We start from the raw sequence: 20,482 nt of genomic DNA, 5'->3' as shown, positions 1-20,482 counted from the left end.
TGTCGGCAAACGGAGGAGACAATGGACTGCGGCTCCTTGACGGTAAGCGGAATCGTGGCCGCCACCGTATGCGGCCAGTTCAAGCGCATGAGCCGGTGTGCAGGCGCTTATGCGGAACCGCCCATTTCCAGATCGGCGCCCATGCGATCAACGCCCATGAGCTTGCTTCGCACGTTGCTTCGCACTTTGTTTCGCACGTCGCCCCAGGCGATCAGGAAAGTGCCTCACGTACCGTCGATATACCCATCCCGCCCAACTGACGCCCGCCCGGTCAATGGAGGGATTGCGCGTTGCCATTCTATGTAGCCCCTGGACGGGCTTGCTCATAAAAACGGTTAGTTCGGGGACGCAATGGAATCGTACTTTGATGATGCTTACCAGCTATTCCGCTCGGCAAAAGACGAATACGAGCTGTTCGAGAAGATTGCGTCATTCGCGGAGCGTCTTGGATTCGAATATTGTTGCTACGGTATTCGCATGCCGTTGCCGGTATCGAAACCCACGGTCGCGATTTTCGATACTTATCCGCCGGGCTGGATGACGCACTACCACGTCAATCGTTTTCTCGACATCGATCCGACCGTACGCGCGGGCATGCGCAGCGCCGATCTGATCGTCTGGCCTCAATCGACGCATGACGAGGCTCAACGTTTGTGGTCCGATGCGCGCGACTTCGGCATCAAGGTCGGCGTCGCCCACCCGAGCTGGACGACGCATGGCGCCTTCGGGTTGCTGACAATGTCGCGCCACGCAGACCCGTTGACGCCCGCGGAGATCGAGCAGTTGCAAATGCCGGCTAACTGGCTGTCGAATGTTTGTCACATGCTGATGAGTCAGTTCCTTCAAAGCAAGCTCGCAGCCGAGGCGAGCATCATGCTGACCGCCCGGGAGCGCGAGGTGCTGCGCTGGACCGGCGACGGCAAGACGTCCTATGAGATAGGGAAAATCCTCAGCATCTCCGAGCGCACGGTCAATTTTCACGTCAACAACGTGCTATCGAAACTGGCTGCCACCAACAAGGTGCAAGCCGTCGTCAAGGCCATCACAACCGGGCTGATCTAGCCGGCGGGGCAATCTCATGCGTTGGCGCGGCGCTAACGATGAGCGGCGGCAATCGCGTCGAGCCCGGCCATCACGAAGCACACGAGATCCTGCTCGAGCGCTTTCGCGTCTTGTGCCACGGCCGGCAGCAAGGCCTCTTTCATCGGCTTCGGCGCGATCATCATTGCAATGCACGGCAGGATCGTGAACATCATTGCGCGCTGCACGACCGGCGCCAGCGGATTCAATCCCAAGACCTCGCTGAGCAAGCCCAACAGGAATACGGCCTTGGGCCGCACGGCTTTCTCGATCAACGCGGGCATGGCGGGCGACGGGGAAAACGCCTCGCGCAGCATCAGCATGAAACCCCACGGCGTGGCCGCGTTGGTTGAAAGACCGACAAACCGCGAAATCACCGCGCGAAGCCTGTCTCTCGGGTCGTCCAATCCCTCAACCAGCGCCGCGAGTTCCTCGAGGCCGACCACCTGCCGGTGCGCCTCGACCAGCGCCGCTTCATAAAGCGCCTCGCGACTGCCGAAGTGATAGTTGACCGAGGCCATCGGCGTGCCGGCGCGCTCGCAGATTTCCTTGCTCGTCGCGTCCGCGAAACCGCGTTCGGCGAACACTTGCCCAGCGGTGTGGAGCAGATGTTGACGCGTGGCCGCGCCGTCGGGCCGCGTGGCGCGCCGTGGCGGTTTCGCTGCGGTTTTTCTCGGGGACGTCGGCATGGTCAGAGCGTCAGGCTGCAAACACTTTGAATACGAATTCAAATTCGCATATGATCGATTCTACTTCGGACGACAACGTCTGTGTGGGAATAGAACCCATGCCCCGCTTCGTGGAGGATGGCATGACCCGTGTTCTCTTCATCGTATTGCCGCTGCTGGTCGGCGGCATGCTTGCGGGTTGCTCGCGTCACGAGACACCTGCGTATCAGGGCTACGTCGAGGGCGAATACGTTTATCTCGGGTCGTCGCAAGCGGGCAGGCTGACACAGTTGCCGGTCGCACGCGGGGACATGGTGAGAGCGGACGCGCCGCTGTTTGCGCTGGAATCCGTGGACGAAACAGCCGCGCTCGAACAAGCCCGGCAGCAGCTCGCGTCGGCGCGCGCGCAACTCGCGGACATCGAGACGGGCAAGCGTGCGCCCGAAGTGAACGTCACGCGGGCGCAGCTCGCCGAGGCCGTCGCCAACGCGCGCAAAGCGTCATTGCAGCTCGTACGCGACGAGGCGCAGTTCAAGGCAGGCGGCATTGCGAAAGCCCAGCTCGACGATTCGCGCGCGAACGCGGAAGCCACCGCCGCGCAAGTGCGGGAAATGACCAACCAGGTGGAAGTGGCGCGTTTGCCGGGCCGCGCTCAGCAGATCGCCGCCCAGCGAGCGCAAGTCGCCGCCGCCGAAGCCGCTCTCGCGCAAGCCCAGTGGAAGCTCGATCAAAAACACGTACGCGCGCCGGCCGAGGGACGGATTTACGACACCCTTTATCGCGTCGGTGAGTGGGTGCCCGCCGGCAGCCCCGTCGTGCAGATGTTGCCGCCGCGGAACATCAAGGTGCGTTTCTTCGTTCCCGAGAACATCGTCGGCGGCCTCGCGCCGGGGCGTGCGGTGGCGATACATTGCGACGGCTGCGCAGCCGACATATCCGCGACAATCACCTACCTATCGAATCAGGCGGAATATACGCCGCCCGTCATCTACAGCAACGAGAGCCGCAGCAAACTGGTCTTTCTGATCGAAGCGCACCCGCAGGTTGCGGACGCCGCCAGGCTTCATCCGGGGCAACCCGTGACGGTGGTGTTGAAATGACAGAAAAAAAGTACGACTACGCCATCGACGTTCATGACCTGAACAAGCGTTTCGGCGACAAGCATGTGGTCAACGACGTATCCATGCGCGTCGCGCGTGGCGAGATCTTCGGCTTTCTCGGGCCGAACGGCAGCGGCAAGACAACCTGCATCCGGCTGATGTGCGGCCTGCTCACCCCCGACTCGGGCACCGGCACCTGCCTCGGTTACGACATCCAGCGCGAGAGCGGGCAGATCAAACGCAATGTGGGCTACATGACGCAGCGTTTCTCGTATTGGGAAGATCTGACCATCCGCGAGAACCTCGACTTCGTTGCACGCCTCTATCAGATGCGCAACCGGCGCGAAGCCGTCGACCGCTCGCTCGAATCGCTTGGATTGCAAAGCCGCGCGCATCAGTTGACGGGCTCGTTGTCCGGCGGCTGGAAACAACGTCTCGCGCTCGCCGCGTGCATGCTGCACGAGCCCAAACTGCTGCTACTGGATGAACCGACTGCCGGTGTCGATCCCACCGCGCGGCGCGACTTCTGGGAGGAACTGCATCGGCTCGCGGCGCGCGGCATTTCGGTGCTCGTCAGCACGCATTACATGGACGAAGCGGAACGTTGCCACAAGCTCGCGTATATCGCCTATGGCAAGCTGCTGGCGCAAGGCACGTCGAGCGAGGTAATCGAATCGCAGAATCTCGCCACCTGGGCGATTCACGGCGAGCGCCTGAGCGCGCTGTCGGAGCGGCTTCGCGCAACGCCCGGCGTCGACCAGACCGTCGTATTCGGTGCGGAACTGCACGCGAGCGGACGAGACCACGCGGCATTGGAACGCGCGGTGAGGCAAGCCACCGAAAACATGCCGCTGCGCATCGAGCCGATCGCCACCGGTCTCGAAGACGTATTCATCTATTTGATGAGCCACGCGAAAGACAATTTCGGAGCGGCATCGTGAGCGAGCGCGTCGTGTTCTCGCTGAGCCGCTGGTGGAGCATCGTGCTCAAGGAGTTTCTTCAATTACGGCGCGATCGCGTCACCTTCGGCATGATCGTCGGCTTGCCGATCGTTCAACTGGCGCTGTTCGGCTTCGCGATCAACACCGACCCGCGGCATCTGCCGACGGCCGTGATCGTTCACGACCAGAGCGAATTCTCGCGCAGCTTCGTCGCCGCGATGAAAAATTCGGCCTATTTCGACATCGTCGAAACCCTGCCCGACGAGCAGGCCGGGCGCCGCGCGCTCGCGCAGGGCCGCGTGCAATTCGTGCTGAACGTACCCGTCGATTTCTCGAAGAGACTGCTGCGCGGCGAGCATCCGTCATTGCTGGTCGAAGCCGATGCCACCGATCCGACCGCGACCAACGCGGCGGTCGCCGCGTTGCCGAATCTGGCCCAGACCGTCGCGCAACGAGACATCACCGGTCCGCTCGCGCCGCTGCGCGGCGGTCAAAGCGCGTTCGGCGTGCAGGTTCACAACCTGTACAACCCGGAAGGCATTACGCAATACAACGTGGTTCCCGGCTTGATGGGCGTGATTCTCACGATGACGCTCGTGATGATGACGGGCCTCGCCGTCACGCGCGAACGCGAGCGCGGCACGATGGAGAACCTGCTCGCCACGCCCGTGCTGCCGGTCGAGGTGATGACGGGCAAGATCGTTCCCTACGTGGCGATCGGCCTGATTCAGGTATCGATCATTCTGGTCGCGACGCGCTTCGTATTTCATGTGCCCTTTGTCGGCAGCACGGTGGCGATCTACCTCGCGGCGTTGCTCTTTATTGCCGCGAACCTGACGGTCGGCATCACGCTGTCGTCGCTCGCGAAAAATCAGTTGCAGGCGGTGCAGCTCACCATCTTCTACTTTCTGCCGAACATCCTGCTGTCGGGCTTCATGTTTCCTTTCGCGGGCATGCCGCAATGGGCGCGCTGGATCGGCAACCTGTTGCCGCTAACGTATTTCAACCGGCTGATTCGCGGCATTCTGCTCAAGGGCAATGGCTGGACGGATCTGTGGCCTTCGGTATGGCCCATGATGCTGTTTACGGTCATCGTGATGGCAATCGCGCTGCGCTTTTATCGCCGCACGCTCGATTAGGGAAATACGCCCATGAAACCGCTCGCTATCTTTTACGCATTGGCGCTGTGCGGCTGCGCGGTCGGCCCGGATTTTCAGGCGCCGGCGGCCCCGGACACGCAAGGCTATCTGCATGACACGGCGCCCGGCTCTCCCACATTGAAGAGCAGCGCGGCGGAGCCGGCGCAAACATTCAGCACCGCCGGCAATGCGCTACCGATGTGGTGGCGACAGTTCCGTTCGGATGCGCTCGATCGCCTGGTCGATCAGGCGCTGCATCAAAGCCCGACACTCGCGCAAGCTCGCGCGAAACTGATCCAGGCCCGCGAAAACTACACCGCGCAAGCGGGCGCGACGCAGTTTCCGGCGATCGATGCTAGCTTCTCCGCCGCCAGGCAAAAAGTCGACCCCGCTGCCTTCGGCATTCCGAATGTGCAAAATCCGGGGCCGTTTTCGTTGTTCAATGCGTCGGTAAGCGTGTCTTATGTATTCGATCTGTTTGGCGGCAATCGTCGCGCACTCGAAGCGAGTCTCGCGCAAGTGGATTACGAGTCGTTCGAACTCGACGCGGCGCGCTTGTCCATCGCCGGCAATATCGTCTCCACGGCGGTACGGCGTGCTTCATTGCAGGAGCAGATTACGCTGACCCAGCGCCTCGCCGACGCACAGGCGCTGCAACTTGAAATCATCGAGGCACGTTTGGCGGCCGGCGGCGTTTCGCAACTCGACGTTCACAGTCAGCGCACGCTGCTTGCACAGACACGGGCAACGTTGCCGCCGCTCGCGACGCAACTCGCCCAGGCCGATCATCAACTCGCGATCCTGGTGGGCGTCGCGCCGTCGAAGGCGGATTTCAGCGACCTCACGCTGGACGCGCTGCATCTGCCCGACGACGTGCCCGTTACTCTGCCGTCGACACTCGCCCGCGAGCGCCCCGACATTCGAGCCGCCGAAGCGCTGCTGCATCAGGCGAGCGCCAACGTCGGCGTGGCGACCGCGAATCTGTATCCGCGGTTTTCGTTGTCGGCGGGTATCGGCTCCGAGCGAACCCGCATTCAGGACATCGTGAACGGCCTGAACATCTGGAACGTGGGACTTAACCTGACGCAGCCCGTCTTTCGTGGCGGACAACTGCGCGCCGAACGACGCGCGGCGCAGGCGGCTTACGACGCCGCGTTGGCCGGATACCAGCAGACGGTGTTGCAGGCATTGCAGCAAGTAGCTGATTCGTTGACGGCGTTGCAAAACGACGCGCACGAACTCCAGGCACGCGACGAAGCCGCCGACGCGGCGCGGGCCAGCCTCGACGTCGCGCGCCGGCGCTATTCCGCTGGCGGCATCAGTCACATTAACCTGCTCGATGCCGAACGCGAGGCGCTGGAAACCGCATTGGATAGAACGCGCGCGCACGCGGGCCGCTTGACGGATACGGCGGCGTTGTTTCAGTCGCTAGGCGGCGGCACTACGGACACGCAAACGAAAACGACGCTGCAAAGCGCGCCGTGAGGCATCCTGCGCGCCCGCAACGTGTGCGCCTAAAGCTCGCTTCGCTTCAACAGGTAATCGAGGCCGCCCACCCGATACCAGCGATACCCATACGGCTCCAGCACCACCGTATGCCGGCCATCATCGCCCTCCTCGCTGTGGTCGTCGGAGAGAAGATTGACGAGGCGGTTCTCGCCTGGCCCGTTGCAGCCCGAGCGGAATTTCACCGTGCAGGCCTCGGCTGCGAAGTTATGCACGCACACCACCGAGTTGTTGCGCCAGTCGTAGCGTAAGGCGAGAACATCGTTGCGCGACGCACGCAATATCGCGAAATCGCCCCAACTGATTTCCGGCACTTCGCGGCGCATGCGGATCATGCGCTCGGTCCAGTTCAGAAACGAATTCGGATCGCGCCGCTGACTCGCGACGTTCACGCGCTCGAACCCGTATGCGCCGCCCGATATGACGCGCGACGAAGGATTGGGGTGCTTCGTGAAGCCGCCGTGGGGTTCAGTCGACCATTGCATCGGCGTGCGCGCGCATTCGCGCTCCGGCAAGCTCAGGTCCTCGCCCATGCCGATTTCATCGCCGTAACGAAATACCGGCGTGCCCGGCAAGGTCAGCATCAGGCTGTAAGCGAGTTCGACGCGGCGCCTGTCGCCCGAGAGCATCGGCGCAAGCCTGCGGCGAATGCCGCGCCCGTAGAGCTGCATGTCGGGGTCCGGGCCGAACGCGGCGAACACGGCCGCGCGTTGTTCGGGCGCGAGGCGGCCGAGATCGAGTTCATCGTGATTGCGCAGGAATACGCCCCATTGCGCGGTCGCGGGACGCGCTTTCGTCGCTGTCAGCGCTTTCTTCAACGGACCCGTATCGCCGGTCGCGAGCGTGTAAAACGTGTTCTGGTTGACCTGAAAGTTGAACATCATTTGCAGGCGCTCGCCTTCGTCGCCGAAGTAATCGAGGTCGGTATCGGGCAGGACGTTTGCTTCCGCAAGGATGATCGCGTCGCCCGTGCGCCATTGCAGAAACTCGCGGAACGAGCGCAGCATGTCGTATTGCTCGACGGGTTGGCGTACCTTCGCGCCCTTCGTGCCAATCACGAAAGGCACGGCGTCCATGCGGAATCCCGACACGCCTAGCTGGAGCCAGAAGCCCATTATCTTGAGCAGTTCGGCGTGCACTTGCGGGTTCGCGGTATTCAGATCCGGCTGGAAATCGTAGAAGCGATGGAAAAACCAGCGCTTCGCCTGCTTGTCGAAGGTCCAGGTCGACTTCTGAACGCCGGGAAACACGACCCCGTCCCTGGCATGAGGCGGCTGCCTGTCGGCCCATACGTACCAGTCGTGATACTTCGAGGCGGGATCGCTGCGTGCTTCCCTGAACCACGGGTGCTGGTCGGACGTGTGATTGATCACGAGGTCGACCATGACGCGCATGCCTCGCTCGTGGCACGCATGCGTGAACTCGGCGAAGTCGCCCAGCGTGCCGTACTTCGAATCGACGTTGTAGTAATCGGAGATGTCGTAGCCGTTGTCGCGACCGGGCGACGGCTGGAACGGCATTAGCCAGATCGTCGTGACGCCGAGTCCCTGAAGATAAGCCAGGCGGCGCACCAAGCCCTGAAAGTCGCCGACACCATCTCCGTTCGAGTCCATGAAAGTGCCGACGCTGAGGCAATAGACGATTGCATTCTTGTACCAGAGGTCATTTAGCATAGGTCTAAACGATCGATCAGTGAAAGGAACGGCAATGCCCGAACTGACGTGGTGGCAACGCGGCGTGATCTATCAGGTGTATCCGCGCTCGTTTCAGGACAGCAACGGCGACGGCATCGGCGACCTGGCGGGCGTTGGCGCGCGTCTCGAGTATTTCGCGGCGCTTGGCGTCGATGCAGTCTGGATCTCCCCGATCTACCCTTCGCCGATGGCGGATTTCGGCTACGACGTCGCCGACTATTGCAATATCGACCCGATCTTCGGCACGCTCGACGACTTCCAGCAACTTTTGGACCGCGCCCACGCACTCGGGCTGAAAGTGCTGCTCGACTTCGTGCCGAATCACTCGTCGGAGCGTCATGCGTGGTTCGAGGAAAGCCGATCCTCCCGCGATAACCCGAAGCGCGACTGGTATCTGTGGCGCGATCCCGCGCCCGACGGCGGGCCGCCGAACAACTGGTTGAGCCGCATGGGAGGGTCGGCGTGGCAGTGGGACGCGCATACGGGCCAGTATTACTACCATGCGTTCCTGCGCGAGCAACCCGACCTGAACTGGCGCAATCCCGAAGTGCGCCGGGCGATGGACGAAGTGCTGCGCTTCTGGCTGGCCCGCGGCGTCGACGGGTTCCGCGTGGACGTGTTGTGGCTGCTGATCAAGGACGCCCAGTTCCGCGATAACCCGCCGAACCCCGCTTTCGCGCCGGGCGAGCCGGAGCATCATCGGCTATTGCAGACCTATACCGAGGATCAACCGGAGGTACACGAGATCGTGCGCTCGATGCGCGCCACGCTCGATGAATACGGCGAACGCGTGTTGATCGGCGAAATCTATCTGCCCGTGCCGCAGTTGATGCGGTACTACGGCGCGAGCGGCGATGGCGCGAATATGCCGTTCAATTTTCAGCTACTGAACGCGGCGTGGAATGCGGCCGACATCGGCAGAATAATCTGCGATTACGATCGCGCATTGCCGGAACACGCCTGGCCCAACTGGGTGCTCGGCAATCACGACAACCCGCGCGTGGCGTCGCGCCTCGGCGCCGCGCAAGCACGCGTGGCCGCGGTGCTGTTGCTGACGCTGCGCGGCACGCCAACGCTCTATTACGGCGACGAGATCGGCATGACCGACAGCGCCATTGCGCCCGAACAGGTGCGGGACCCGGCCGAACTTCGGCAGCCCGGCATCGGCCAGGGCCGCGACCCTGAGCGCACGCCGATGCAATGGGATTCGTCGCTGCCCAATGCGGGTTTCACGAGCGGCCGGCCGTGGTTGCCGGTGAACTCGACGACCAGCGTCGCCAGCCAACGCGATGATGCGTCGAGCATGCTGTCGCTGCATCGCCGGCTCTTGTCGATTCGACGCAGCTATACGGCGCTCGTGGACGGCTCGATCGAGCACGTCAACGCGAACGGCAACGTGCTGACTTATGAGCGGCGTTCGGGAACTCAACGGCTTCTGATTGCGCTGAACATGAGTGCCGCCGACGCAGCCGTGCATTTGCCGCCGGGCATCGTGTTGTTGTCGACGATACCGGGCCGCGATAGCGGACCGATTACCGAAGGCGTCGATTGTCTTGCCGGCGGCGAGGCGCTCATTGTCCGGCTCGGCTAGTCGCGCCGGTACTGCCAGGTTTTGACCGCTTCCGCCAAGAACGTGTTCTGTGCCGCCGTCACGTCGTTTTCCATCGGCAACTCGCCTATAGTCCGCCTTGGTCCGTCCAAGAAGCTTCTCTGATTGGAAGTTACCCCGCTTGGACGCTTAGCCTGTCGACACTCCCGTCCGACAGGCTTTTTTTCTTCCATGCCATGCCGGTAAAGTCACGCGCGTCCTGGCGCAGCGTCGATGCGTAGCTGGCACACCCGTTCCGGTCTTTCCGCGAGTGCCTTGCGTTGCGGCCCGCTAGCGGCGATGCCTTGCAACTGACAGATGCAATCCAGTCGTTGCCGACGGACGAGAACGAGCGGCTATTCGCTTACCGGTATGATGGCGCTCGTTTCGACTGCTGCAGCACCCCGAAGTGGCGGCGGATTTCGAACACCACTTCGCTGCCTGCATGGCGACGATGCATATTTGACCGAAAACGGCGGGCGCTTGCAGCGCCGCCCAACCAAAAGGAATCCGAATGTGGTCTGCTCTCAGCAACCTCGGCGACGCGGCGCTCACGCTGCCGCTCGCCATTGCCTGCGCGGCATGGCTGGCCATGTCGCTGGCCGGCTGGCGCTCGGCGACATCGTGGCTGACGCTGCTGGCGGCCGGCGCGTTCATGGTCGGCGTGACGAAGATCCTGTATGCCGGTTGCGGCATACAGATACGCGCTATCGACTTTCGCGTGATCAGCGGCCACACGATGCTCGCGTCCGCTGTGTGGCCGATGGCGCTCATTCTGTGTCTGCCTCGTCGCGATAACGCGCAGCCCCGCCTCGCGCTTACCCTCGGACTCGCACTGGCGGCCGGCATCGGCACCGCGCGCGTGTTCGACGACGCGCATACCGTGTCCGAGGTCATCGCAGGCTGGGGGGTCGGCTCGCTCGTTACCGTGCTGTTCGTGTGCTGGAAGAATGCTCCCGTGCTGCCGGCGCGGTTTCGGCCGCTCGCAATCGCGTCGCTGCTCGGCATCTCGACCCTCGCATATGGACACCACGCGCCGATCCAGGAGGCGATCGATACGTATTCGCCCTTCTTGTGCGGGCGTGGCATTTAGCGCGGTCTGGTCGTTACTTCCTGAATGCGCCTGGCGGAGACGAGAAGCAGGTCGTGATAATCGCGGTTATCCCGCCGATGCAGACGATTGGCAAGATTAACGTCTTCGCGAGGCACTCTCCATGCATGAGATAAATCTTTGCCCAATTAATTCAGGAAGAGCGCGCATAACTGATATTCAATTCATTGCAAAGTTATTTCTATGTTCTTTTTACGCCAGCGATAAACCGCTGGATGGCGGAATCCGCCACATGAACCGACGCGCCTAAACGCCCGAAACACTAAACACCTGCGGCAATGCAACATAGTCGCATTTACGCGGCGCCCAGCCTTTTCTTACTAAGTGAAAGCGCTCTTGCTTCGCGCAATCTGGTATGGCAATCTGAGGACGATTTGCTGCTCTGCAGCCCGAGCACCGCATGCCCGATGGCGCGACGAACGAACGTTCGCGTACTATCCGAGCGCTTTCCGCCGCGGGCCTGGTCCGATTCAAAACCCGGAATGCCATTTCAAATTGCCATGCATGATATTGCCGGCGTCAATTTAAGCATCGGGCATTCTCAAACCCGCCGTGTCATTGAATTCGGGTGTTTCGAACAATTTATCGGCGTAAAACGTTTGCGAATCGCAACCGGCGCTCTCAATGCATATTTCATATTCCATTGCAATATAAGGCTAGCAATCGAGGCGCACGCCGATATCTTTGGATGCGTTAAAGCCGGCGTGAAAATCTCCACATCTTCTGCCCGCTTTCCAAGCGCCTTTTTTGCCTCGCAGCGCGTGCTCGCCCACGGCCCCAAAAGCAATTCCGTAGCAATCGCGGTCGTGGACGAAGCGCTGAATCGACGCGTTAGGCGGCTCAAGCAGGGTAAACCTTGTCACCGGGGAAGTTCATGGGACTGATTCAATATGCGCAATCACACCATGCGCGGCAGTCAGTCGTTTTGCCGCAAACGAGCACCGTCAAGCGCATCGAAATCGCAGTGTTCAACGGGTTCTCGCTGCCGGACGCGGCGTCGATTGTCGAACTGTTTCAGGCCGCGAATGCGCTGAATCGTGAGGCGCACGCCGGCTCCGTGCAATACGAAGCGACGCTTCTCTCCGCTTCGGGCGGACGGATCGCGAGTTCGTCGTCGGTGTTCGTGTGGACCGAAAGTTTCGCTTCCCATGGTCCCACGGGCGAATCCCGTGCCCTCTTCATCGTGGGAGGGACGGGCGCGGACGGCGCTTTGCGCGACGCTCGCCTGATCGCCTGGCTACGCGAGGCGTCGAGGCGCGGCGAGACGATCCATCCCATTGCGGAGGGCCGCCTGTTGCTCGAGGCGGCGGGTATCGACCGCGCCGGAACAACCGGCTTTTTCGACGACGACGTCACCTGGTCGCGATTTGCCGAGGGGCTGTGCTCGAACGTGCCGCATCGAATACGCGCGGCTCTATGTATTGTCGAAGACGACCTCGGGCCCGCCGTCGCGCGACGGGTTGCCGAGTCGGTAACACGTGGTCACACGGTGCCGGAGGCGCGCGTCAGCGCTCAGATCATGGAGTCCGCGCGCTGGCTGGAAGCGAACATCGGCCGCGCCGTGACCATGGACGAAGCGGCGCGCGTCGCCATGATGAGCGAACGGAACTTCCTGCGGCGTTTCAAGAGCGAGATGGGGAGAACGCCGTCCGATCATCTGCTTCAGGCACGTCTCGACATGAGCCGGCGATTGCTGGTTGAGACGAGCCTGCCGGTCGAGAAGATTGCAAGGCACTGCGGGATCGGCGGTGGCGGCCGACTAGCGAAACTGTTTCGCAAGCATCTGTCGACAACACCGACGCAATACCGCGCGCTCATGGGACAGTGTGGAAGTGATCCGCATTGCTGGCCGGTGCAGAACATCGTCCCGTAACGCGGTCTATTTGGGTTTCCGCACTCCGCCACTCGCACCCGTCTCCCCCGCCACCGGCTCCACGACGCTGAGCAACAGCACCACACACAACAGCGCCGTCCCGACCATATACAGAAACACACTGGTCCAGCTATAGGCATCCAGCAGCATGCCGACGGCCAACGGTGCGCATGCGCCGCCGATTTGCCCGACGCAATTCACAATGCCGAATGCCGTCGGGTACGTCGATTTAGTCGCAAGGCCCATCGGATAGGCGGAATATCCCGCGAAACCGATACCCAGCATGAGACCCGACATCACCAGCACCACGCCAAGAAAGGCGACGCTGTCGGGTGCGTCGATGAGCAGCAACATCATGAGCAGTGTTCCCAGCGCGCCGAGAATCATCATCGGCTTGCGTCGTCCGCCAAGGATGCGATCTGAAATGACGCCGCCGAGCATGTTCCCCGCCACTGCGCCAATGAAGGGCGCCGACGCAAGAAAGCCCATTTTCACAGAGGCAAAACCCTTGACCGTGACGAGGTAGGTTGGCATCCACGACATGAAGATGTTGCTGATGCCGATCATGCAGCCATAGCCGATAGCCACGCCGAAGATATTCCATGAACCGAACACCTGGCGAATCGTCTCGAGTTGCGGTACACGCCTGGTACGATTGAAGGCGTCCAGATACGGAATGCTTGCCCATTGATGACGGCGTGATGACTCTCTGCCGCTGCTCTCAACGGACGCGCCGTTCATGATATAGCGGCGTTCCGCCGGAGAACAAAACCTGTTCTCGCTGGGCGAGTTCGTGACCAGCAGCATCCAGACGATCGCAAACAATATTCCCGGTACGGCGAAAACATAAAAGATCTCTCGCCATCCCCACAACTGGATCACGACGATGCACACCGAAGGCACGATCAATGGGCCCAATTTTGATGCGGCAATCCAAAGACCCGTGGCCGTGCCTTTTTCCCTGGCGGGGAACCAGCGATTGATCACATTCGTGCAGCCGATGCCCAGCGGACCTTCGGATAAGCCGAGGCCGACGCGGTACACCTGCATCAGAAAAACCGACGAGGTCGTTCCCATCAGGCCCGTGAAAATCGAAGTGAAGATCATGAAGACCGCGAACAGAAAGCCGGTCGTCTTTTCACTGAGCCGCTTATAAAGCAGGCCAACGGGAATTTGCACGAAGCCGTATGCGAACGAGAACAGGCTGACGATCAAGCCGGCTTGCGTGTTGGATATGCCGTACTCCTTTTTCAAGTAGGGCAAGGCGATACCAAAGTTGGCCCGGTCGGCACAGGCGATCGCCCAGATGCAGAAGATCAGGCCCATGACTATCCAACGGTGGCCCGTGCGTCTTTCCGCGACGGAGCCTGCTTCGGGATTGGCGACAACGCTGTCAGCATTGTTCATTCTGCTTCCCTCCGATTCTCCGGCCGGAATCCGGCACTGTGTTCGAGAACGGCGACCGATAGGGATAGGGATGTACCAAGAGGCGTTGTCACGACGTTGTCTCCGATCTAATTGAAAAGGCTTTTTTAATGATCTTCTCTGATGACAAGACCAATTCTGTTGATCGGCGAGCCCACCGTCCAATCTTTTCTCGCTATTACTTGATGCCCGGATTGAATCGATCGCGAACCACGGCACGGTCCCATCGATTCGTGGATCAATTGATAGACTTTTCGGATTGGACGCGATTCCGCAAATGGCACATCATCCGCGGCGACACTGACTCAAACACGTTGTCCGTCAACAAGGAGCGTCTGAATTGAAGCCGAACATCCTGCAACTGAATCCCATCCTGGTTCCGGCAATCAACGACACATTGAGCGAACGCTACACCGTGCATCGCCTGTTCGAACAGCACGACAAGGATGCGTTCATTCGTGAACACGGCGCCTCGATCAGGGGCGTGATTACCGGCGGACATACCGGCATTTCCAACGATCTGATCGCAAGACTTCCCGCACTGGAAGTGATTGCCGTCAACGGCGTCGGCACGGATGCAGTCGATCTGGCGTTTGCGCGTGCCCGCGGCATTCCGGTCACCGCGACCTTCGGTGCATTGACCGAGGATGTGGCGGATCTCGCCATCGGATTGATGCTGGCGGTTTGCCGCGAAATCTGCACGGGCAATGATTTCGTGAAAACGGGCAACTGGAAAAAAAATCCGCATCCGGCCGCATTGCCGCTGTCCCATCGTTTCAGCGGAAAACGCGTCGGCATTGTCGGCATGGGAAAAGTCGGCCGCGCTATCGCGCAACGCGCTTGCGCTTTCGGCTGCCCGATCGCGTATACGGATTTGCGCCGCATGGAGGACGTCCCCCATCAATTTGTTCCTGATCTTCTGGCGCTCGCGCGCGGTTGCGACATCCTCGTATTGGCCGCGGCCGCCGACAAGGCGCAAGGCATCATCGATGCGGCAGTGCTCGACGCGCTCGGGAAAGACGGCTACCTGGTGAATGTAGCGCGCGGAAAACTGGTGGTGGAAAGCGATCTGGTGGAAGCCTTGTCCAAAGGCGCCATTGCCGGCGCGGGCCTGGACGTGTTCGTCGACGAACCGAATGTGCCTGCCGCCCTCTTCGGCATGGATCGCGTGGTGCTTCAGGCGCACCGCGCGAGCGCAACCGTCGAATCGCGCACGGCGATGGGCGAAATGGTGCTGGCGAGTTTGTCGCAAGCGCTCGCCGGGCAACGACCCGAAGGCAGCCTGACCACGTAACCGTCGAGCAGGCTAACGCGTCGCGCCAGCGAGGGCCACGGCACGTATTCCAACGTCCGCACCTATAATGACCGTCGACTTATCCCTTCACGTCGACACAGAATGCTCGATCTCGCACAGGTACGTTGCTTCGTCACCGCGGCGACTGAATTGAATTTCAGACGCGCCGCGGCACTGCTGAACATGACACAGCCGCCGTTAAGCAGACAGATTCACTTGCTGGAAGACAATCTGGGCGTCAAGCTGTTTGAGCGGGTTGGCCGCACGGTCAAGCTGACCACGGAAGGGCGCGTGTTCCTCGCGGATGCGACACGGCTGCTGAACCTCTCCGAGCAAGCTGAGAGCACGGTCCGGCGCGCGAGCAAGGGAAAAACGGGCCGCGTGCGGATCGGCTTCACCGGCGCGGCCGGCTACGAATTGATACCGGGGTTATTGGTCGCCGCAAAAAATGTCGTGCCCGACATCGACGTGGTGCTGCTCGAACTGATCTCCGTCGCGCAGATCGAAGCCTTCTCCGCGAATACCATCGATCTCGGATTTCTCCGCCCCATCACTTCGCGGCAGAAACTGGAGTTTCTGCTGGTGGAGGAAGAACCGCTGATTGTCGCTTTACCGAAAGGGCACGCACTCTGCCGGCATAAGCGGATTGAACTCAAACAATTGCACAATCAGCCATTCATCATGCACTCACCCCTCCACGGCAAGTACTTTCATGACCGGATCATGAGCATGCTCGCCACCGAGGACGTGCAACTCAACATTACCCAGTACATCGATCAGACGCCGACAATCTTGTCCCTGGTTCGCGCGGGGCTGGGTGTGGGAATTCTTCCAGCCTCCGCGCAACGATTCCACTACGACAACGTCGAATTCAGGTCCATTGCCAACAACTCCACTCAGGCCGAAATGAGCATGGCCTGGCGCTCCGATCAGGACAACCCCGCCGTCACCGCCTTCAAACTGATGGCGACGGAGTACTTCGCCGAGAAACGCGCCTTTCACCCGCTCACTCCAGAACGATCTGCACCTTGACGTCGCTGGGGTTGCCGCTTGCCGCTTCCTCGAATGCCTTCACGCCATCCGCAAAAGCGAACGAACGCGAAACGAACGGTTTGACGTCGAGCCGGCCAGAAGCGATCAACTGGATCGCGCGCGGGAACATATTGGCGTAGCGGAACACCGATTCGATGCGCAATTCCTTGACCTGCACCGCCACGATGTCCACGGCCACCGCGCGCTGAGGCATTCCGACGAGCACGAGGCAACCGCCGGGACACAGCAAATCGGCAATGCCATCAAATGCTCTTTCGTTGCCGCTGGCTTCAAAGACGACGTTCGCGCCCCACCCATCGGTGAGTTCCGCGACGACAGCCTTCGGCTTCCGGTCGCGGATGTCGACCGCCGTCACGCCCTGGACCTTGCCGATCAGTTCGAGTTTCTCGGGCACCAGATCGCACACGATCGCGCGGCTGCAACCCCCGGCGAGCGCGGCCAGCGCGCACATCATGCCGATGGTGCCCGCGCCCAGAATAACGGCCACGTCCCCCGGTTTTATCTTCGCCTTCGTCGCCGCCTGCATGCCGATCGCCAACGGTTCGACAATCGCGCCTTCGGCGAAGCTGACGTTGTCCGGCAGCTTGAACGTGAATGCGGCGGGATGCACGACGAAGGGCGTGAGGCAGCCATGCACCGGCGGCGTTGCCCAGAAGCGCACGCTCGGATCGAGGTTATACATGCCTTCGCGCGCCGCGCGCGATTCCATGTCAGGCACGCCGGGCTCCATGCAGACGCGGTCGCCCACCTTTAGATGCGTGACCTCGTCGCCGATCTGCACCACGGTGCCGGCCGCTTCGTGGCCGAGCACCATGGGTTCGTTGACGACAAACGGTCCGATGCGCCCGTGCTGATAGTAATGAATGTCGCTGCCGCAAATACCCACCGTATTGATACGGATGCGCACGTCGCGCGGACCCACGACTTGCGGCAGCGTGAACGGGCGCAGGCTGATGCGATGCGCTTCTTCGAGAACCAGTGCTTCCATGGCTAAAGCCCTCTACTAAGGGATAAAGGAAATAGAACCGCGTCGAAGGCCGTGCTCTCCTGCATTCGATCCATGCGCCGAATGCACCAAGACCGGTTCATCATTGCTTCAAGGTTCATCGCAGAGACGGCGAGCCGTGTCTTCATCGGTCACCAGCACCGACGGATATCGTCCGCGCAACGCGGCCCGCGTCACGGCAAACTTTTTCGCGCCGCCGCTCACCAGAATCACGCGGCGAATCTTGCGCAGATCGTCGAGCGTGACGGCGACCGTGCGACGGTTCAGCGGATGGTCGATGGCCTCGCCGTCGGCGTCCATGAAGTGGCCGAGCATGTCGCCCACCGCGCCCGCTTTCTTCAGTGCCCGAACCTGCTCGGGATCGGTGATGCCATATGTCACCACCAGCGACTCCGCCAGGTCGCCGCATGTCAGCAGCGCGAGATCCGATTTCCGGGCACGTTCATAGGTCTCGCGAACCGCATCTTCCCGCAGCAGCATGTCACGCACCGCCTGGCTGCTCACGTAGATCGGCGCCGGGAACAGGAAACCATCGGCCTGACATAAGTCGGCGAAGTCGGACACGATGTCGAACGTATTGATGCTCGGACAATGCGACAGCCCACCCTGCAACGACACGGCGGATAACGGTCCATAAGCCCGATGCGGCAGCGCACGCAACACGGCGCGGATCGTGCGGCCCCAACCGAGCCCGATGGTTTGCCCCGCCTCGATCTGCCGCGCCAGGTAATTCGCCGCGCCAATCCCGACCGCGGCCATGTTGCCTTCCGCATCGCCGCCGCTGGGCACCACCACCGCGGCCTCCAGGCCGAAGCGTTTGGCAAGCGACTCTTCCAGCGCCACGCACGGTGCGAGCCGGCTGTTGATGGTGATCTGCACCATTCCCGATTCGCGGCTCGCGGCGAGCAGCCGGTTCACGCGCACGCGATTGCTGCCGATCAGGTGTGCAATCTCCTGTTGCGTGAGGTTGCCCACGTAGTAATGCCATGCGACGCGCGCCTGCAATTCCTCCTCGGTATCGACAGGGAATTCGGGCAGCGACGCAACAGCGGATGGCACGGATCTCGTCATGGATAGGTTCGCTTTCGATGCTTTCGATGTAAATAGCGCGATGGTAATTCACCGTCGACCGCGTCAGCGTTCATTTCACCGCGCCCATCGTGAGCCCCTGCACCAGCCGGCCCGATACCGCCAGCGCAAAAACGACCATCGGCAACACAATCAGCGTACCTGTCGCCATGATTTCGCCCCACGGCAACTCGTAGCCACTCATGTAACTGGTGGCGGCAACCGGTGACGTGATCGCGTCGGTGCGTGTCAGCACCAGTGCATAGAGCAGGTCGTTCCACGAAAAGATGAACGCGAAGATCGCGGACACCACGATGCCCGGCATCGCGAGAGGCAGGTTGATGCGCCAGAACACACGCCACGGCGACGCACCGTCCAGCCGCGCGGCTTCATCGAGTTCGACCGGTATGTTGCGGAACTGATCGGTGCAGATCCATACGACGATGGGCAGCGAGAACGTCAGATACAGCAGGATCAGAACGATGTGCGTATCGACGAGGTCGAGCTTGGTCGCGATCAGGAAAAACGGCACCGCGAGCACCACGGGGCTCACCATCCGGTTCGAGATAAACCAGAACCACAGGTCTTCCTTGCCGCGAAACTCGAAGCGGGCGAGCGCGTAGGCTGCCGGCGTGCCGAGCAGGATGGAGAGAAACGTCGCGCTGCTCGCCACGATCAGCGAGTTCAACAGGCTCTGCGCCACGTCGTGTTCAAAGAGCGCGTCGGTGTAGTGCGCGATTGTCGGCGTGAAGAACCAGACGGGCGGCACCGCGAGCGCATCGGCCTGGCTCTTCAAGCTGGTCGTGACCATCCAGTAGAACGGGAATACCGACGAGAGGAATACGATCAGCAAGCCGATCGCATGCCAGAGCGTCGCACGGCGACGCGCATTTCTCGCGCGGCGGGCGCGCAGCGACAACGGCAACGCACTGGTGCTGGTATCCGTCGATGTGCTCACACAGCCTCCCGATAAACAAAGCGAATATAAAGCCGCGATAGCATGATCGTGAGGATCAACAGCAAGATTGCCTGGGCCGACGCCATGCCCTGATCGAACAGCCGGAACGCAACGCGCTGAATGTAGATGCTGATGAATTCGGTGGCCGTGCCCGGCCCGCCGCGCGTCATGGTGAACACGGCGTCGAACATCTTGAGCATGTCGGCGGAGCGCAGAATCAGGATCGCGGTGAGCCCCGGCAACAGATAGGGACGCTGCAGGTGCCACAAAATCTTGCTCCACTTCGGGGTTTCGAGCCGCGCCGCTTCTTCCGCTTCCTTCGGGACCATTGCAAGGCCCGCTAGCAGGATCAGTGCGCAAAACGGCGTCCATTGCCAGATGTCCATGATCATCACGGAGATCACCGCGAGCGTGGGATCGGCGAGCCAGTCGAGCGGCGGAATACCGAAGAAGCTCAGCAAATAATTGACCACGCCGAACTGGCGATTGAAGATCAGCCGGCCGATCAGTCCGACTACCGCATACGTGGTTGCCATCGGAATCACGAGGCCCACGCGGGCCGCCACGCGCAACCACGGCAACGCCGTGCGGTGCAGCATCAACGCCGCGAACAGACCGAGCGCGATCTCGATCGGCAAGGTCATGCAGAGAAACAGCACGGTACGGCCGAGCGCGCCCCAGAACGATGGATCGGCCAACGTGGCCGTGTAGTTGTCGAGTCCGACGAAGGGCGTGCCCCCGGCGAGATCCGCGAGCTTGTACCGATGAAACGAGTTGTAAAGCGCGAGCAGCAGCGGATAGATGCCGATGATCGCCAGCGCCGCCACCGCGGGGAACAGAAACCAGAACGCAGGCGAGCGCGGCATGAAGCGAAAGCGCGCACGCCGCGGCGCTCGCGCTGCGCCGCTCGCTGGTGGAACCGTGGACTTCAGCATGAATCGTCTCCGCAAGTTGGCTTGCGTCAGCGAGCGAGGCATT

18 protein-coding genes are annotated in these 20,482 nt (G+C 61.4%); 11 read left to right on the top strand and 7 right to left on the bottom strand.

Annotation, left to right across the window (positions count from 1 at the left end; translation table 11 throughout):
• Nucleotides 1–351 precede the first annotated feature (351 nt).
• A complete protein-coding gene (locus tag ACTJLC_RS10710; protein WP_073430416.1) occupies nt 352–1,062 on the top strand; it encodes an autoinducer binding domain-containing protein in 711 nt (236 codons plus the stop codon).
• A 32-nt stretch (nt 1,063–1,094) separates the two neighbouring features.
• On the opposite strand, the gene ACTJLC_RS10705 is transcribed toward ACTJLC_RS10710, so the two are convergent.
• On the bottom strand, nt 1,095–1,769 hold the full coding sequence (locus ACTJLC_RS10705; RefSeq protein ID WP_073430417.1) for a TetR/AcrR family transcriptional regulator: 675 nt from the start codon (nt 1,767–1,769) through the stop codon (nt 1,095–1,097).
• Nucleotides 1,770–1,891: 122 nt separating this feature from the next.
• On the opposite strand from ACTJLC_RS10705, the gene ACTJLC_RS10700 reads away from it, so the two are divergent.
• From ACTJLC_RS10700 to ACTJLC_RS10685, 4 genes are read left to right on the top strand one after another with little or no spacing between them, the layout of a single operon-like run.
• Nucleotides 1,892–2,848, top strand: a complete 957-nt coding sequence (locus tag ACTJLC_RS10700; protein ID WP_073430418.1) for an HlyD family secretion protein — start codon at nt 1,892–1,894, stop codon at nt 2,846–2,848.
• A complete protein-coding gene (locus ACTJLC_RS10695) occupies nt 2,845–3,789 on the top strand; it encodes an ABC transporter ATP-binding protein (RefSeq protein WP_073430419.1) in 945 nt (314 codons plus the stop codon). Before ACTJLC_RS10700 ends, ACTJLC_RS10695 begins: the two co-directional genes overlap by 4 nt.
• Nucleotides 3,786–4,928, top strand: coding sequence for an ABC transporter permease (locus tag ACTJLC_RS10690; RefSeq protein WP_073430420.1), 1,143 nt, complete (start codon nt 3,786–3,788; stop codon nt 4,926–4,928). Before ACTJLC_RS10695 ends, ACTJLC_RS10690 begins: the two co-directional genes overlap by 4 nt.
• A 12-nt stretch (nt 4,929–4,940) precedes the next feature.
• Nucleotides 4,941–6,413 (top strand): efflux transporter outer membrane subunit, encoded by a 1,473-nt coding sequence (locus ACTJLC_RS10685; RefSeq protein WP_310129595.1) that lies wholly within the window; start codon nt 4,941–4,943, stop codon nt 6,411–6,413.
• 29 nt (nt 6,414–6,442) lie between these two features.
• Here ACTJLC_RS10685 and ACTJLC_RS10680 read toward each other — a convergent pair whose 3' ends face one another.
• Complete coding sequence (locus tag ACTJLC_RS10680; protein WP_073430422.1) at nt 6,443–8,107, bottom strand: alpha-amylase family protein; 1,665 nt, start codon at nt 8,105–8,107, stop codon at nt 6,443–6,445.
• Nucleotides 8,108–8,141: 34 nt separating this feature from the next.
• Here ACTJLC_RS10680 and ACTJLC_RS10675 point away from each other — a divergent pair, with 34 nt between their 5' ends.
• The 4 genes from ACTJLC_RS10675 (at nt 8,142) to ACTJLC_RS10660 (ending at nt 12,700) form a co-directional block, all read left to right on the top strand.
• On the top strand, nt 8,142–9,719 hold the full coding sequence (locus ACTJLC_RS10675) for an alpha-amylase family glycosyl hydrolase (protein ID WP_073430423.1): 1,578 nt from the start codon (nt 8,142–8,144) through the stop codon (nt 9,717–9,719).
• 511 nt (nt 9,720–10,230) lie between these two features.
• Nucleotides 10,231–10,809 carry a phosphatase PAP2 family protein gene (locus tag ACTJLC_RS10670; RefSeq protein ID WP_073430424.1) on the top strand — a complete coding sequence of 193 codons (579 nt, stop codon included), beginning with the start codon at nt 10,231–10,233 and terminating at the stop codon, nt 10,807–10,809.
• Nucleotides 10,810–11,309: 500 nt separating this feature from the next.
• Nucleotides 11,310–11,711: a hypothetical protein gene (locus ACTJLC_RS10665; protein WP_143169514.1), complete on the top strand. Its 402-nt coding sequence runs from the start codon at nt 11,310–11,312 to the stop codon at nt 11,709–11,711.
• Complete coding sequence (locus tag ACTJLC_RS10660) at nt 11,702–12,700, top strand: GlxA family transcriptional regulator (protein ID WP_073430425.1); 999 nt, start codon at nt 11,702–11,704, stop codon at nt 12,698–12,700. The genes ACTJLC_RS10665 and ACTJLC_RS10660 overlap by 10 nt, the downstream gene beginning before the upstream one ends.
• A 6-nt stretch (nt 12,701–12,706) precedes the next feature.
• On the opposite strand, the gene ACTJLC_RS10655 is transcribed toward ACTJLC_RS10660, so the two are convergent.
• A complete protein-coding gene (locus ACTJLC_RS10655) occupies nt 12,707–14,107 on the bottom strand; it encodes an MFS transporter (protein WP_440843818.1) in 1,401 nt (466 codons plus the stop codon).
• Between the two features lie 358 nt (nt 14,108–14,465).
• On the opposite strand from ACTJLC_RS10655, the gene ACTJLC_RS10650 reads away from it, so the two are divergent.
• Together ACTJLC_RS10650 and ACTJLC_RS10645 are read left to right on the top strand one after the other, a co-directional pair.
• Nucleotides 14,466–15,419, top strand: a complete 954-nt coding sequence (locus tag ACTJLC_RS10650; RefSeq protein ID WP_347142840.1) for a 2-hydroxyacid dehydrogenase — start codon at nt 14,466–14,468, stop codon at nt 15,417–15,419.
• 102 nt (nt 15,420–15,521) lie between these two features.
• Nucleotides 15,522–16,451: a LysR family transcriptional regulator gene (locus ACTJLC_RS10645; protein WP_440843816.1), complete on the top strand. Its 930-nt coding sequence runs from the start codon at nt 15,522–15,524 to the stop codon at nt 16,449–16,451.
• Here ACTJLC_RS10645 and ACTJLC_RS10640 read toward each other — a convergent pair.
• From ACTJLC_RS10640 to ACTJLC_RS10625, 4 genes are all read right to left on the bottom strand, one after another.
• Nucleotides 16,426–17,460 carry an NAD(P)-dependent alcohol dehydrogenase gene (locus tag ACTJLC_RS10640; RefSeq protein ID WP_347142841.1) on the bottom strand — a complete coding sequence of 345 codons (1,035 nt, stop codon included), beginning with the start codon at nt 17,458–17,460 and terminating at the stop codon, nt 16,426–16,428. The genes ACTJLC_RS10645 and ACTJLC_RS10640 overlap by 26 nt on opposite strands.
• Before the next feature lie 108 nt (nt 17,461–17,568).
• Entirely contained in the window at nt 17,569–18,549 is a 981-nt protein-coding gene (locus ACTJLC_RS10635; protein ID WP_310129607.1) for a sugar-binding transcriptional regulator, read from the bottom strand.
• A gap of 70 nt (nt 18,550–18,619) precedes the next feature.
• Nucleotides 18,620–19,504 carry a carbohydrate ABC transporter permease gene (locus tag ACTJLC_RS10630; protein ID WP_084561447.1) on the bottom strand — a complete coding sequence of 295 codons (885 nt, stop codon included), beginning with the start codon at nt 19,502–19,504 and terminating at the stop codon, nt 18,620–18,622.
• Complete coding sequence (locus ACTJLC_RS10625; protein WP_073430431.1) at nt 19,501–20,439, bottom strand: carbohydrate ABC transporter permease; 939 nt, start codon at nt 20,437–20,439, stop codon at nt 19,501–19,503. Before ACTJLC_RS10625 ends, ACTJLC_RS10630 begins: the two co-directional genes overlap by 4 nt.
• Nucleotides 20,440–20,482: the final 43 nt, after the last annotated feature.

It is taken from the genome of Paraburkholderia sp. 22099 (assembly GCF_052045835.1).
Lineage (GTDB): Bacteria > Pseudomonadota > Gammaproteobacteria > Burkholderiales > Burkholderiaceae > Paraburkholderia > Paraburkholderia terricola.
The sequence above is the reverse complement of the archived record's forward strand: the minus strand, read 5'-3'. Positions and strand labels throughout refer to the sequence as shown.